The sequence below is a fragment of the Flavobacterium sp. IMCC34852 genome, assembly GCF_030643905.1.
In the GTDB taxonomy this organism is placed as follows: domain Bacteria; phylum Bacteroidota; class Bacteroidia; order Flavobacteriales; family Flavobacteriaceae; genus Flavobacterium; species Flavobacterium rivulicola.
The window spans coordinates 1,919,432-1,933,446 of sequence record NZ_CP121446.1 but is presented as its reverse complement, the minus strand read 5'-3'; the positions used below and the strand labels follow the sequence as shown (position 1 = coordinate 1,933,446).

17 protein-coding genes are annotated in these 14,015 nt (G+C 37.6%); 11 read left to right on the top strand and 6 right to left on the bottom strand.

Annotated features, from left to right (window positions below; translation table 11 throughout):
• Positions 1 to 34: 34 nt before the first annotated feature.
• Entirely contained in the window at positions 35 to 208 is a 174-nt protein-coding gene (locus P7V56_RS08390) for a hypothetical protein (RefSeq protein ID WP_171223207.1), read from the bottom strand.
• 244 nt (positions 209 to 452) lie between these two features.
• Between P7V56_RS08390 and fumC the strand changes: the two genes are divergently transcribed.
• Complete coding sequence (gene fumC, locus P7V56_RS08385; RefSeq protein ID WP_171223206.1) at positions 453 to 1,838, top strand: class II fumarate hydratase; 1,386 nt, start codon at positions 453 to 455, stop codon at positions 1,836 to 1,838.
• A 68-nt stretch (positions 1,839 to 1,906) separates the two neighbouring features.
• On the opposite strand, the gene P7V56_RS08380 is transcribed toward fumC, so the two are convergent.
• The gene (locus P7V56_RS08380; protein ID WP_304986211.1) at positions 1,907 to 2,404 is read right to left on the bottom strand and encodes a CAP domain-containing protein; all 498 of its coding nucleotides are present in this window, start codon (positions 2,402 to 2,404) and stop codon (positions 1,907 to 1,909) included.
• A 317-nt stretch (positions 2,405 to 2,721) separates the two neighbouring features.
• Positions 2,722 to 3,003: a hypothetical protein gene (locus tag P7V56_RS08375; protein ID WP_171223093.1), complete on the bottom strand. Its 282-nt coding sequence runs from the start codon at positions 3,001 to 3,003 to the stop codon at positions 2,722 to 2,724.
• Positions 3,004 to 3,064: 61 nt separating this feature from the next.
• Between P7V56_RS08375 and P7V56_RS08370 the strand changes: the two genes are divergently transcribed.
• Both P7V56_RS08370 and P7V56_RS08365 read left to right on the top strand, forming a co-directional pair.
• Positions 3,065 to 3,958, top strand: a complete 894-nt coding sequence (locus tag P7V56_RS08370) for an aldose 1-epimerase family protein (protein WP_304986210.1) — start codon at positions 3,065 to 3,067, stop codon at positions 3,956 to 3,958.
• Positions 3,959 to 3,976: 18 nt separating this feature from the next.
• On the top strand, positions 3,977 to 4,537 hold the full coding sequence (locus tag P7V56_RS08365) for a GNAT family N-acetyltransferase (RefSeq protein WP_171223094.1): 561 nt from the start codon (positions 3,977 to 3,979) through the stop codon (positions 4,535 to 4,537).
• On the opposite strand, the gene P7V56_RS08360 is transcribed toward P7V56_RS08365, so the two are convergent.
• The gene (locus P7V56_RS08360; protein ID WP_171223095.1) at positions 4,538 to 4,771 is read right to left on the bottom strand and encodes a VF530 family protein; all 234 of its coding nucleotides are present in this window, start codon (positions 4,769 to 4,771) and stop codon (positions 4,538 to 4,540) included. It lies immediately after the preceding gene.
• Between the two features lie 92 nt (positions 4,772 to 4,863).
• Positions 4,864 to 5,514: an outer membrane beta-barrel protein gene (locus P7V56_RS08355; RefSeq protein WP_171223096.1), complete on the bottom strand. Its 651-nt coding sequence runs from the start codon at positions 5,512 to 5,514 to the stop codon at positions 4,864 to 4,866.
• A gap of 153 nt (positions 5,515 to 5,667) precedes the next feature.
• Between P7V56_RS08355 and smpB the strand changes: the two genes are divergently transcribed.
• On the top strand, positions 5,668 to 6,120 hold the full coding sequence (gene smpB / locus P7V56_RS08350; protein ID WP_171223097.1) for an SsrA-binding protein SmpB: 453 nt from the start codon (positions 5,668 to 5,670) through the stop codon (positions 6,118 to 6,120).
• Here smpB and P7V56_RS08345 read toward each other — a convergent pair.
• On the bottom strand, positions 6,117 to 6,758 hold the full coding sequence (locus P7V56_RS08345) for a protein-L-isoaspartate(D-aspartate) O-methyltransferase (protein WP_171223098.1): 642 nt from the start codon (positions 6,756 to 6,758) through the stop codon (positions 6,117 to 6,119). The two genes, smpB and P7V56_RS08345, sit on opposite strands and share 4 nt — an antisense overlap.
• A gap of 98 nt (positions 6,759 to 6,856) precedes the next feature.
• On the opposite strand from P7V56_RS08345, the gene P7V56_RS08340 reads away from it, so the two are divergent.
• From P7V56_RS08340 to P7V56_RS08310, 7 genes are all read left to right on the top strand, one after another.
• Positions 6,857 to 7,825, top strand: coding sequence for a Gfo/Idh/MocA family protein (locus P7V56_RS08340; RefSeq protein WP_171223099.1), 969 nt, complete (start codon positions 6,857 to 6,859; stop codon positions 7,823 to 7,825).
• Positions 7,826 to 7,886: 61 nt separating this feature from the next.
• Complete coding sequence (locus tag P7V56_RS08335; protein WP_171223100.1) at positions 7,887 to 8,774, top strand: 3-hydroxyacyl-CoA dehydrogenase family protein; 888 nt, start codon at positions 7,887 to 7,889, stop codon at positions 8,772 to 8,774.
• Positions 8,775 to 8,854: 80 nt separating this feature from the next.
• A complete protein-coding gene (locus P7V56_RS08330; protein WP_171223101.1) occupies positions 8,855 to 10,072 on the top strand; it encodes a DUF1015 domain-containing protein in 1,218 nt (405 codons plus the stop codon).
• Between the two features lie 49 nt (positions 10,073 to 10,121).
• The gene (locus tag P7V56_RS08325; RefSeq protein WP_171223102.1) at positions 10,122 to 10,781 is read left to right on the top strand and encodes a YggS family pyridoxal phosphate-dependent enzyme; all 660 of its coding nucleotides are present in this window, start codon (positions 10,122 to 10,124) and stop codon (positions 10,779 to 10,781) included.
• 36 nt (positions 10,782 to 10,817) lie between these two features.
• Entirely contained in the window at positions 10,818 to 12,179 is a 1,362-nt protein-coding gene (locus P7V56_RS08320) for an exonuclease domain-containing protein (protein WP_171223103.1), read from the top strand.
• A gap of 70 nt (positions 12,180 to 12,249) precedes the next feature.
• Positions 12,250 to 13,182, top strand: a complete 933-nt coding sequence (gene miaA / locus P7V56_RS08315; RefSeq protein WP_171223104.1) for a tRNA (adenosine(37)-N6)-dimethylallyltransferase MiaA — start codon at positions 12,250 to 12,252, stop codon at positions 13,180 to 13,182.
• 36 nt (positions 13,183 to 13,218) lie between these two features.
• Positions 13,219 to 13,956 carry an acyl-[acyl-carrier-protein] thioesterase gene (locus P7V56_RS08310; protein ID WP_171223105.1) on the top strand — a complete coding sequence of 246 codons (738 nt, stop codon included), beginning with the start codon at positions 13,219 to 13,221 and terminating at the stop codon, positions 13,954 to 13,956.
• Positions 13,957 to 14,015 lie beyond the last annotated feature (59 nt).

Here is a 14,015-nt window from a genome sequence, read left to right as displayed (position 1 = left end):
TTTCGGGGCTTTTTTATGAACATCTAGTCTAAAACTAGGCTGTTTGCTCGGCTTCTTTTTGCGCTTTTCTTTCTGCTAATAATTCTTTCACACCACCAAAAATCCAATAAGGAACAATGAAAGTAATTAAGAAAATCATCAACCAAAAACCAATGGTTAAAATGGTTAAGAAAGCTAAGAACCCTAAATACTGTTGAAATTCAAACATGTTTTCCGGAATTTTTTTGAATTATACGCAAATGTAAGCGTAATATTTATTGTAGCCAAAAAACAAAACCTTTTTTATTAAATAGTTTATCCACAATTTTTAATGTAATTTTAAGGAGCTATTTCCGGCTATCCGCTACAATCTTTTTATCGCTTTGTCACCTTGAGCGCAGTCGAAGGAATATATGCCAAGCAATAAAAAGGATTTTCACTCCTATCCGGGCTAAATTATAAACTACATGATGATGAAATACAGAATTGAACATGACACACTCGGCGAAGTAAAAGTACCCGCCGATAAATATTGGGGCGCCCAAACCGAACGCTCCAGAAACAATTTCAAAATCGGTCCAAGCGCATCCATGCCGAAAGAAGTCATAGAAGGTTTTGCCTATCTGAAAAAAGCCGCAGCTTATGCCAATTGCGACTTAGGTGTATTGTCTGCCGAAAAACGCGATGCGATTGCTCAAGTCTGTGACGAAATCCTAGCCGGTGATTTAGACGACCAATTTCCATTAGTCATTTGGCAAACCGGTTCCGGAACCCAAACCAATATGAATGTCAATGAAGTCATAGCCAATCGAGCTCAAGTCTTAGCCGGATTCCAAATTGGTGAAGGCGAACAAAAAATTAAAACAAATGACGACGCCAACAAATCACAATCATCTAACGATACATTCCCAACAGCCATGCATATTGCAGCCTATAAAGCTGTCGTGGAAATTACTATTCCCGGAATTGAAAAACTTCGTGATACATTAGACGCTAAATCCAAAGAACTTAAAAACATTGTAAAAATCGGAAGAACGCATTTGATGGATGCCACACCATTAACCTTAGGACAAGAACTTTCAGGTTATGCAGCCCAATTGGATTACGGTTTAAAAGCACTAAAAAGCACTTTGCCACACTTGTCTGAAATAGCCTTAGGCGGAACGGCAGTAGGAACAGGATTAAACGCACCCCTCGATTATGACGTAAAAGTGGCCAACTATATTGCCCTATTCACCGGTCATCCATTTATAACGGCGCCGAATAAATTTGAAGCTTTGGCCTCACATGATGCGATGGTTGAAGCACATGGCGCTTTAAAACAACTGGCGGTTTCTTTAAATAAAATCGCAAACGACATCAGACTATTGGCTTCCGGTCCACGCTCCGGTATTGGGGAAATTCTCATTCCCGAAAACGAACCGGGTTCTTCTATCATGCCCGGAAAAGTGAACCCAACCCAATGCGAAGCATTAACCATGGTTTGTGCTCAAGTTTTAGGGAATGATATAGCCATTTCGATTGGCGGTATGCAAGGCCATTTGGAGCTAAATGTGTTTAAACCAATGATAGCGGCCAATTTTTTACAATCGGCAAGACTAATCGGTGAAGCTTGTATTTCTTTTGATGAGCATTGTGCCCAAGGAATCCAACCCAATCAAAAACGCATCAAAGAGCTACTCGATAATTCCTTAATGTTGGTCACGGCTTTAAACACTAAAATTGGCTACTATAAAGCCGCTGAAATTGCACAAAACGCACATAAAAACGGGACAACCCTAAAAGAAGAAGCCGTTCGACTGGGCTATGTTTCCCCGGAAGATTTTGAGGTTTGGGTAAAACCGGAGGATATGGTTTAAAACTAAAAAACCCGGTTTAGAGCCGGGTTTTTAGAGATCTGTCAAAATCAAACAAAACAATAATCAAACTATTTTTTCATAAACATGTTGGTGTAATATTTTCTTCCGGTTTCCGGATTGATGGTAACTGATATTCCTAAGTGCGTGTAATCACCTTCTATGTTGGCTTTGTGTCCCGGGCTGCTTAGCCAAGCGGCAAAAGCACCTTCAGCCGTTTGATAATTGTAAGCGATATTCTCGCTAACTCTTTCAGCACCTAATACTCTGATTAAATTATCAGAACGTTGTTGGAAATAATCGTGGTTGAACACATTGTTTTCAATCATATAAAAGTTATGCTCTTCTGATTTGTAAGAGATATGATTGATTACTTCAAGGGTATTGAGTCCCAAACTTGCGCGATAATCATTGATTAGTACAACTAATTTTGATTCGGTTTCGTTGTAATTGTAAGTAGTTACAACTTGTTTGTCGGCTGCGGTGGTTTCTTCTGTATCAGAAGAACAAGATACCATAGTGAACACGATTGCTAACGGCAACAATGCTCTAAACATTTTTGCTTTCATAGTAGTAGGTTAAGTTTTTTTAATAAAGTAGATGTGGGGCAAACACTTTATTTCGATTAATATTGACAGTTTTTAATAAAGTAGATGTGGGGCAAACACTTTATATATTGTAATGTAAGAACGTATTGTTTGATTTGGTTAGACAATATTAGCACAATCATCGATTAAAACACAAATAAAATCGATGAAATGCATATTATTGTAATTATAATAAGATATTTTCCTACTTAAATGCATTTCGTCGATGCTTTTATCAAACATTACAAAACTAAAAAACCACTCCGAAGAGTGGTTTTATATTTTAAAGTCTGATACAATCAAGCCGACTTATAAATGCGGTTTATAGGTATCGAATGGCCTTGCTTCAATATAACACGTTGATCGGTAACCGCCCAAACGGTAGTTTCAACTACTTTCTTAGACTGATTGTCTTCAAAATAAATCCTAATTTTAGAATGTTCAAGGTTACCCAGAGCCAAAGCTCTGTACAAATCTGAATGCCTTTGTTGGATTTCTTCTCGTGTTTCTAACACATCGGATTGCGGAAAGGAAAGAAGCTGAATAGTTTCCTTCTCAATGGTTTCAAAGTTGGGTTTCATAATACATAGATTAAGTTTGTAAATAGATTAACGGGCAGAATAAAATTAATAAAATATATTTGTGAACCAAACATTTACCCAAAAAAACACCAAAACCATTTTGACAACAACTATCTCAAATTCAATACTCTCAGCCAAAATAAATCACAAAGGCGCTGAACTTGTTTCGCTACAAAATCTCGAAACCAAAAGAGAATACATTTGGGAAGGAAAGCCCGAATTTTGGGGAAAACACTCTCCTATCTTATTTCCGATAGTAGGCACTTTAAAAAATAATTCTTATGAATATGAAGGCAAAATATTTTCTTTAAATCGACACGGATTTGCCAGAGATTTTGATTTTCAATTAATTGTCCAAGAAACAGATAAAGTAGTTTTTTCTTTACAATACAATAGCGACACTTTTTGCATTTACCCATTCAAATTTGAATTACAACTCATTTATACTTTAAAAAAATCAGAATTAATAATCACTTATAAAGTTATCAATAAAGACCAAAAAACAATACCTTTTTCTATTGGCGGACATCCGGCTTTTGCCTTAAATGATACCTTCGAAAGGTATAGTTTAGAGTTTGAATCGGGCGAAAAATTAATCAGTTATACCTTAGAAAAAGATTTGCTTTCAAACAAGACTAAAAACATTGAATTGAAAAATAATCAATTACCTCTCACCTATTCCCTATTCGAAAAAGATGCTTTAGTGTTTAAGTCATTGCAATCAAAACAAATCAAAATCCTCGAAAACAATTCGACTATCTTAAATTTCAAGTTCAACGATTTTCCTCATTTCGGTATTTGGACCAAAATAAATGCACCATTTATCTGCTTAGAACCATGGCTAGGCTACGCAGACACTACAAATGCCAATGGAAATATTTTGGACAAAGAAGGAATTCAATTGGTCGAAAGTAATTCTTATAAAGAATATAATTTTAGCATAGAAATTATATAAATTTACAAAAAAGAATGTATGCTTACCATCAATTTTCATCCCTTTCAAAACCTTGAAACTGAGCGATTGCTCTTGCGTCGCATTAACGAAAACGATGCTGACGAAGTTTTAGCGCTTCGCGGTAATCCCGAAATCATGAAATATATCCCTAGACCTTTGGCCAAAACCAAAGAAGATGCTTTGGAACACATTGCTATGATTGAAGACAAAATCGTAAACAATATTGGCATTAATTGGGGAATCACTATCAAAGGAAATGATAAAATCATTGGCATTATTGGACATTACAGAATCCAACCCGAAAATCATCGCGCTGAAATCGGTTATATGTCGTTACCCGAATACAACGGCAAAGGTTACATTACGGAAGCGATAAAGGCGGTTGTTGAATATGGTTTTGATGAAATGAACTTACACTCTATCGAAGCAGTAATTGATCCTGATAATATAGCTTCTGAAAAGGTTTTGCAAAAAAATGGCTTTGTCAAAGAAGCCCATATATTAGAAAACGAATTGTGGGAAGGAAAATTTTGGGATACTGTAATTTATTCTTTATTGAGAAGAAACTTCAAAAAATAATCAGCGTTGGCCAAATTTTGGCAGTGTTTTTATATACAACTCTTCAACCTTTTTTCTTGCCCAATCGGTTTTTCTTAAAAAAGTCAAACTCGATTTGACACTGGGATTACTGTTAAAACACTTAATCTGAATCAACTCACCCAAAGTATCAAAACCATAATAGTCAACCAATTGCTCTACTATTTTTTGCAGCGTAACACCGTGTAAAGGATTATTGGGTTGTGATTTTTCCATACCGCAAAAGTAAAAATAAAAACCGCCAATCAATCAAGAAAGGCGGTTTAAACTCCGATACAAATCGGAAAAATCTATAACTATTAATTAAATTAAAACACAAACTTAAATCCGAAAGATAAAGGTGTTGTTAAGCTTCCTCCGCTTCCGTATAGTGCATTGTTATAAGCAGACTCGACATTCGCAACATGAGCAATAGAAAAATCAGTAACTGTCGTTTTTCCACCACCATCATATTTCAATGTAGTCTGACTAAAATTCACAAGGTTGTATGAAAACTCAACAGAGAAATTTTTGGTAACAAAAAAATCAAATCCTCCTGACATAGTCGCGCCAAATTGATTAATTTTTAAATTAGTTGTTTCTTCTTTACCCGTAATTATTGGTGTGGCTACCTGTCCAAAGAAATAGAAGTTTCCGGCTACATTCCAATATTTACGAGCCAAAGGTTGAATAACGTATAACTTTGAATTTAGATCAACCGGTGAACCACCTACATCAACATTATCAGCTTTAACATTAAGATAACCTATACCGGCTCCTACGGCTACAGTTGGTGTTACAAAGGTTCCAACAATTGGTAATACCATAAGATTCGTGCTTTTTACATCGCCTGATTTTGTTTGTTGGTAACCAAATTGTGAAGTGGCAAACCATGCGCCTTGTAAACCTTTACTTTGTTCTTGTGCTTGAGCAGTTAAACCAAAAAAAGCTAATCCTGCTACTAATAATAATTTTTTCATTTTGATTTGTTAGTTTAAAATTATACCCCAAAATTAGGCCTAACAATTCCCTGAAAAACTGACAAAAATCATAGTTTAAACATTTTTTTTATTGATAATTTCATCCCTATTTCAGTACAGAATTAACCATTAGTTTAGTACATTTGCCATCCGATGCTCAAAACTGTAAACATAGTAAACAAACGCGCCAAGTTCGATTACGAAATAATCGAAACTTATACCGCCGGTATTGTCTTAACCGGAACCGAAATCAAATCGATTCGCTTAGGTAAAGCCAACATTACGGAAGGATTTTGTGAATTTCATAACGGAGAGTTATTCGCCATCAATACCCAAATTGACGAATACTTATACGGCAACCAATTCAACCACAAAGCCAAAAGCGAACGCAAACTGTTGCTCAATAAAAGAGAGTTAAAAAAACTCGAAAGAAGTATCGATACCAAAGGGTTAACCATTATTCCGTTAAAGTTGTTTACCAATGAAAAAGGAATTGCCAAACTCGATATCGGTCTTTGCCGCGGAAAGAAAACCTACGACAAACGCGAGAGTCTGAAAGAACAAGATGTGAAGCGAGACTTAGACCGAATTAAAAAGTCCTTTTAATTCTTATCTTCTAACAAAGGCACAAAACGGAACTCTCCAAACTCATGCTTTTCAAATTGGGTTTCATTTTTGCGAATCAACATCGTCATGATTTGTTCGCCTTCACCCAACGGAATGACCAACCGACCGCCGATTTTTAATTGGGCCATCAACGGTTTGGGAATAATCGGCGCACCGGCGGTTACTATTATACTGTCAAACGGAGCGTAATTCGGCAAACCTTTATAACCGTCACCAAAAGACAAATGTTTCGGGCGAATGCCCATTTTAGGCAATAAAGCTGAAGTAATTTTAAACAATTCATTTTGTCTTTCCACCGAATATACTTTGGCTCCCAAAGCCACCAAAACAGCCGTTTGATAACCCGATCCGGTTCCGATTTCAAGAATCTTATCGTCTTTTTTTACTTGCAATAATTGGGTTTGAAAGGCCACCGTAAAAGGCTGAGAAATGGTTTGCCCTGCCGCAATGGGAAACGCTTTATCCTGATAAGCAAAATCTTCAAAACCGGAATCCAAAAATAAATGTCGCGGAATGCGCTTAATGGCTTCCAATACGTTTTTATCGGTAATGCCCTTTTCTTCCAATTGCTTTGCCAATTGATTTCTAAGTCCTTGATGTTTGTTGGTGTCTTTCAATGATGGTAGAGATTTATTTTGGTAAAAATAGAAAACAAATTATCAATTATCAATTACCAATTATTAATTAATTTCTATTTTTGGTAAAATTTATTTCTATGCTCAAAGTTGGCGTTTTAGGTGCCGGTCACCTCGGAAAAATACACTTGCGATTACTACAACAATCTGAAAAATATGAACTGGTAGGTTTTTATGATGAAAACACGGAATACGCCGAAAAAATTGCGGCTGAGTTTGGTTACAAACGCTTCGACACCATAGCCAAATTAATCCATGCGGTTGATGTGATTGATATTGTTACTCCCACTCTTTCTCATTACAAATGTGCCAAAGTGTCCATCAAATCGGGAAAACACGTTTTCATCGAAAAGCCTATCGCTACTACTGTGGAGGAAGCCGAAGAAATCATTGCTTTAGCCAAAGAATACCATGTCAAAGGTCAGGTTGGTCACGTAGAGCGATTCAATCCGGCTTTTACAGCAGTCAAAAATCAAATCGACAATCCTATGTTTATCGAAACCCATCGCTTGGCTGAATTCAATCCGCGTGGTACCGATGTTCCGGTGGTTTTAGACTTAATGATACACGATATTGATGCAATTTTAAGTGTAGTAAAATCGAAAGTAAAAGCGGTTCACGCGAGCGGTGTTTCGGTATTGAGTCAGTCACCCGATATTGCCAATGCCCGTATCGAATTTGAAAACGGTTGTGTGGCCAATATTACTTCGAGCCGCATTTCTATGAAAAATATGCGCAAGTCGCGTTTCTTCCAAAAAGATGCCTACATCTCGGTGGATTATTTAGACAAAGTATGCGAAGTCGTAAAAATGAAAGAAGCACCGGAAGTTCCGGGTGATTTTGATATGATTTTACAAAATGCCGAAGGCGAAAAAAAACAAATCTATTTCAACAATCCGGAAGTAGCGCCCAATAATGCCATTTTGGACGAATTGGAAACTTTCGCCGATGCCATCAACAACAACACCAATCCGGTGGTTACGTTAGAAGACGGAACGGAAGCCTTACGCGTGGCGTATATGATTATTGATTCAATGAACGAAAAATAATTTGTTTCAAGTTAACCTTAAACTTGAAACCTGAAACTTCAAACAAACACTAACAAACATAATGAATACAATTGCTGTAATAGGTGCAGGAACCATGGGCAACGGAATTGCTCATACTTTTGCACAAAGCGGTTTTACCGTAAAACTAATCGATGTTTCCGAGAAATCATTGGAAAAAGGAATGGCAACGATTGCCGCTAACCTGGACCGAATGGTAACCAAAGGAACAATTTCTGAAGAAGACAAACACCAAACCATCGGCAACATCATCACTTACACCGATATCAAAGATGGCGTAGTAGGTTGTGATTTAGTTGTTGAAGCGGCAACAGAAAACGTTGGTTTAAAACTTAACATCTTCAAACAACTGAGCGAACTCTGTGACCACAATGTAATTTTGGCTACAAACACTTCTTCCATATCCATTACGCAAATTGCCGCTCAAGTGGTTCATCCGGAACGTGTAATCGGAATGCACTTTATGAATCCGGTGCCAATCATGAAATTGGTGGAAATTATCAGAGGCTACAATACCTCAGATGAAGTGACCAAAATCATCATGGATTTATCGGTGAAATTAGGCAAAGTACCAACTGAAGTCAACGATTATCCAGGCTTTGTAGCCAACAGAATTCTAATGCCGATGATTAATGAATCCATCGAAACTTTATACAATGGCGTAGCCGGCGTAAGCGAAATCGATACGGTGATGAAACTCGGAATGGCACATCCAATGGGACCATTACAATTGGCAGATTTCATCGGATTAGACGTTTGTCTTTCTATCCTAAACGTAATGTATGATGGCTTCAAAAACCCTAAATATGCTCCTTGTCCATTGTTAGTCAACATGGTAATGGCCGGAAAACTCGGTGTAAAATCGGGAGAAGGTTTTTATGATTATTCAGAGTCCAAAAAAGCTGAGAAAGTATCCAAACAATTTATTTAGCAATCAGCTATTAGCAGTTAGCCATCAGCAAATTTCAAAAACGCTAAGAGCTAACAGCTAAGAGCTAACAGCACAAAAAAATGAGCAAAATAATCCCTTTCAAAGCCGTTCGTCCAACACCCGATAAAGTGGCCTTGGTGACTTGCCGAAACTACGATGATTACAGTTCGGCCGAGCTAGCCGCTTGGTTGAGTTTTAATCCGTATTCGTTTTTGCATGTGATTCATCCTGCGTACATGCATTCGCAAAAAATCACTTTAGACAAACGCTTTAAAGGTGTGGCGCACAAATACCAAGATTTCAAAGATGACGGTATTTTTATGACCGAAGACAAAGCTGTTTTTTTTCTATATGAAATTCAAACTAAAAGCCAGTCTTTCACCGGAATAGTTGCCGGAACTTCTATCGATGATTACAAGCACAACATCATCAAAAAACACGAAGACACTTTGCAATACCGCGTAGAATATTTCAAAGATTATTTGCACCAAACGGGTTTCAATACAGAACCGGTTTTAATCACTTATCCGGACAATGATGCACTGAATACTTGGATAGCCGAAAAGAAAAAGAGTACGCCTATATACAACTATTCGACTACCAATAAAGAGCAACACCAACTTTGGAAAATTGATTCCGATACCGAAATCCATTGGTTAATCCAACAATTCGAGAACATACCTGAGTTGTACATAGCCGATGGTCATCACCGCTCGGCTTCAGCAGAATTACTTTTTGACGAAGACCAACATTTAGGCAATCAAAACCTAAACTATTTTATGAGTTTTTTGATAGCCGAAAGCAATGTAAAAATCTATGAATACAACCGAATTATTCGGGATTTAAATGGCTATTCAAAAGAAGATTTTCTCGAAAAACTTTCCGAAAATTTCATTCTGAAAGACAAAGAACAAGAATTGTGGAAACCGCAAAGCAAGTTTGAATTCGGCATGTATCTCGACGGTAGTTTTTATGCGTTATTTTACAAGCAGGAGAAAAGCCAACCCTCCATTTTAGAGAATTTGGATGCTCAAATTTTATACGACAAAGTGTTGCAACCTTTGTTAGGCATAGAAGATTTGCGAAACGACGAACGTATCGAATACATTCCCGGAAAGCAATCTATTTCAACTATAAAAGAATTGGTAGACGAAGGCGAATTTGAAGTAGGCTTTATGCTCTACCCTTCCGATATTTCGGAGATTAAAGCTTTAGCCGATAACAATTTGATTATGCCGCCAAAAAGTACTTATATTGAACCCAAGTTCCGTAGCGGATTAATGGTGTATGAATTATAAGTCAGAAGTGCGATTTACAAAGTACGAAGTGGAAAATTAAAATATAAGCATGTCAATAGCACAAAACCTTCTCGATATAAAAGCTTCTCTTCCTGAAAATGTTACACTGGTAGCGGTTTCTAAAACCAAACCCGTGACCGATTTGATGGAAGCCTACCATGCAGGCCAACGCATTTTCGGGGAAAACAAAATCCAGGAAATGACCGAAAAATGGCAGCAAATGCCCAAGGACATTGAATGGCATATGATTGGCCACGTGCAATCCAACAAAGTGAAGTACATGGTGCCGTATGTGAAACTGATTCACGGGGTTGACAGTTTGAAATTACTCAAAGAAATCAACCGCCAAGCCGTTCGTTGGAGAAAAAATATTAATTGTCTGTTGCAAATTCACATCGCTGAAGAAGAAACCAAATTCGGCTTAGATGAAACAGAATTAGATGAATTACTAAATTCAGAAGAACTAAAAGAAATGCAAAACATCAAAATTGTCGGCTTAATGGGCATGGCTACCTTCACTGATAATGTGCAACAAATCGAAAAGGAATTCAAATACCTAAAGTCATTATTCGATAAATACCAACAACCGACAACCAATAACCGACAACTGACAACCCTATCCATGGGCATGAGCGGCGACTACCAACTTGCCATCGATTGCGGCAGTAACATGGTTCGCATAGGAAGTAGTATCTTTGGAACACGATAAAAGCTAATTACTATTCACTAATTACTAATCACTTACTTGTACGCCATACTCGACATAGAAACCACCGGAGGCCAGTTTAACGAAGAAGGCATTACCGAAATCGCCATCTACAAGTTTGACGGTCACGAAGTTGTGGACCAATTTATCAGTTTGGTCAATCCTGAAAAACCCATTCAACCCTTTGTGGTCAAATTGACCGGAATAAACAATGCTATGTTACGCTCGGCTCCTAAGTTTTATGAAGTCGCCAAACGCATTATCGAAATCACTGAGAATTGTATCGTTGTAGCACACAATGCTTCGTTTGACTACAGAATTTTGCGCACTGAATTCAGTCGATTGGGCTATGATTATGTTAAACCAACGCTTTGTACGGTCGAATTGGCTCAAAAACTGATTCCCGGGCAAGCTTCTTATAGTTTGGGAAAATTGGTTCGTTCCTTAGGTATTCCGGTAACCGACAGACATCGCGCCAGCGGAGATGCTTTGGCTACCGTGAAATTATTCAAAATGATTTTGGACAAAGACGTTTCTAAAGAAATTCTCATCAGCTTAATCAAAGCCGAAATTAAAAAAGGATTATCGCCCAAATTACTCGATATCGTAGAAAGCATGCCTACTCGAACCGGTATTTACTATATCCACAACGAAAAAGGAGATCTGATTTACATTGGCAAGAGCAAGAATATCAAGAAACGCATCAACCAACATTTCACCGGAACTTCAGGCAAAAGCAAGAAAATCCAACGCGATGTTTTTGCAGTAACCTATGAAGAAACCGGCAGCGAACTCATTGCTTTGCTCAAAGAAAGCGAAGAAATCAAAATCAATAAGCCAATTTACAACCGTTCGCAACGCAAAACTATTTTCCAATATGCCTTGTATGCGGAGAAAGACGAAAACGGCTATTTGGCTTTGAGAGTTCAAAAAGCGGATGGTCGCAAAAAAGAAATTACGGCCTTTACGTCGATACAAGAAGGCAAAAACATATTGCATAAAATTACCGCCGAACACCAATTGTGCCAAAAAATCAACGGTTTATATGAGACCAAGAATGGTTGTTTTCAACTCAAAATCAAAGAGTGCAAAGGCGCTTGCATTAACCAAGAACCGCCAGAAGAGTATAACGATCGCGTAGCAGAATTCATCAGCGAAATGAAGTTTGACAATGACAATATGGTCATCATCGACCGTGGCAGAAATATTAACGAACGCAGCGCAGTGCTGATTGAAAACGGAATTTATAAAGGCTATTGCTTTTTCGATTTGAATTACCAAGTCAACAACATCGAAATCCTGAAAAACCTAATCATCCCGATGCAAAACAACCGAGACACCCGAACCATTATTCAAGGTTATTTGCGAAGACATAAAGTAATTCGAATTGTAAAATTTTAATTAGAAGCTAATCCCGCTTTCCGCGCTACATGGTAGCCAGCTGCAATCGGGGCTAAAAAAACAAAGTGCATTGAACTACTTAATCACCATTATAGGACCAACAGCCATCGGGAAAACTTCCCTAAGCATTGCTTTGGCCCAACATTTCGGTTGTGATATTATTTCGTGTGACAGTCGACAATTTTTCAAGGAGATGCGAGTTGGCACAGCGGTTCCAAACGAGGAAGAACTCAATTCAGCACCACATCATTTTATTCAAAACAAATCGATTCACGAGTCCTATTCTGTTGGTGATTTTGAGCAGGAAGCGATAGCTAAATTAGACGAATTATTTCTGAAGAATAACGTCCAAATCATGGTTGGCGGTTCGGGTTTGTATGTCGATGCCGTACTCAAAGGTTTTGACGATTTTCCGGAGATTAACGAAAATATCAGAAAGCAAATAAATGCTGATTTTGAAATACTTGGGATTGATTACCTACAGCAAAAATTAAAAAAATCAGATCCGGTGTATTACCAAAAACTAAGTGTTGAAAATCCACAAACTTTACAAAATCCGCAACGGATGAAACGCTTTGTGGAAGTTTGTTTAGGCAGCGGAAAACCGTATTCGAGTTTTATCGGACAAAAGAAAAACAGTCGCCACTTCACTCCTATTGTCCTCGGTTTGGAAGCCGACAGGGCAATTATGTATGACCGAATCAACCAACGCGTTGACCTCATGATGAATGAAGGCCTTTTGGCGGAAGCCGAACAATTGTTTCCGCACCAACAATTGAATGCATTGCAAACGGTTGGCTACCGAGAATTATTCGATTATTTTACCGGAAAGATTAGTTTAGATTTTGCCATAGAAGAAATCAAGAAAAATACGCGCCGTTTTGCCAAACGCCAAATCACTTGGTTTAAGCGTAGTGAAAATGCCACTTGGTTTGATTATCAAGTTGACAGAAAAAAAATTATTGAGCATATAGAAAACCAATTCATAATTCATAATTCATAATTCATAATTCATAATTCATAATTCATAATTATTTATATGCCTATTGCAGCAAATTTCACCTCAAAACTCCAACAAAATTGGGAAATCACTTTCTTACAATGCTATCCTAATGGGTATTTGAAATACACTGATTTGTGTAATATTTTGCAATTAACGGCCGGTTTTCATGCCGAATTAGGTGGCATTAGTTTTAGCGATATGCAAGCGCATCATCAGGCTTGGGTTTTGAGTCGGATGCGAGTTGAAATCAAACGTTTGCCTAAATGGAAAGAAACGGTAACCGTAAAAACTTGGATAAACTCGCTTGAAAATTCGCGTTCGATACGTTGTTTGGAAATGTATATTGGTGACGAAAAAATTATAGGCTGTGAAACTTTTTGGGCCGTTTTTAATACCAAAACGCGACGGCCTGAATCATTAGCTTTGCCGCATGAGCATTTTGAGAAATATACCGAAAGAGCTACTGAAAAAATGTTTGGCAAAATCGATTTCCAGCATGAAATGCAAACGATTGGCAAGCATAAAGTGAAACTTTCCGATTTAGACATCGTGAACCACGCCAATAGTGTGAAATATTTAGAATGGTGTTTGGATTGCGTTGATGTAGCGGTGATTCAAAACCAGAAAATTGAAAGTTTTGAAATGAATTACCTCAAAGAAGTTTCGCTAAACGACAAGGTTGAAATCAAGCAGAAAGTTTCCGAAGACCATGTCATATTTGCGGTTGAGCGTGAAGAAAAGACTTGCTTTGCTTTGCAATTATGGCTCAAATAGCAAGTTGCCCTAGCCCGGATTGTAATGGCATCCTTTTTTAAATAGCCCTCAGGCTTTTA

Coding starts and splice junctions, on each gene's coding strand:
- P7V56_RS08325 (WP_171223102.1), top strand. CDS start 10,122: ATGTCAATAGCACAAAACCTTCTCGATATAAAAGCTTCTCTTCCTGAA.
- P7V56_RS08365 (WP_171223094.1), top strand. CDS start 3,977: ATGCTTACCATCAATTTTCATCCCTTTCAAAACCTTGAAACTGAGCGA.
- smpB (WP_171223097.1), top strand. CDS start 5,668: ATGCTCAAAACTGTAAACATAGTAAACAAACGCGCCAAGTTCGATTAC.
- P7V56_RS08355 (WP_171223096.1), bottom strand. CDS start 5,514: ATGAAAAAATTATTATTAGTAGCAGGATTAGCTTTTTTTGGTTTAACT.
- P7V56_RS08360 (WP_171223095.1), bottom strand. CDS start 4,771: ATGGAAAAATCACAACCCAATAATCCTTTACACGGTGTTACGCTGCAA.
- fumC (WP_171223206.1), top strand. CDS start 453: ATGAAATACAGAATTGAACATGACACACTCGGCGAAGTAAAAGTACCC.
- P7V56_RS08340 (WP_171223099.1), top strand. CDS start 6,857: ATGCTCAAAGTTGGCGTTTTAGGTGCCGGTCACCTCGGAAAAATACAC.
- P7V56_RS08335 (WP_171223100.1), top strand. CDS start 7,887: ATGAATACAATTGCTGTAATAGGTGCAGGAACCATGGGCAACGGAATT.
- P7V56_RS08330 (WP_171223101.1), top strand. CDS start 8,855: ATGAGCAAAATAATCCCTTTCAAAGCCGTTCGTCCAACACCCGATAAA.
- P7V56_RS08310 (WP_171223105.1), top strand. CDS start 13,219: ATGCCTATTGCAGCAAATTTCACCTCAAAACTCCAACAAAATTGGGAA.
- P7V56_RS08375 (WP_171223093.1), bottom strand. CDS start 3,003: ATGAAACCCAACTTTGAAACCATTGAGAAGGAAACTATTCAGCTTCTT.
- P7V56_RS08380 (WP_304986211.1), bottom strand. CDS start 2,404: ATGAAAGCAAAAATGTTTAGAGCATTGTTGCCGTTAGCAATCGTGTTC.
- P7V56_RS08390 (WP_171223207.1), bottom strand. CDS start 208: ATGTTTGAATTTCAACAGTATTTAGGGTTCTTAGCTTTCTTAACCATT.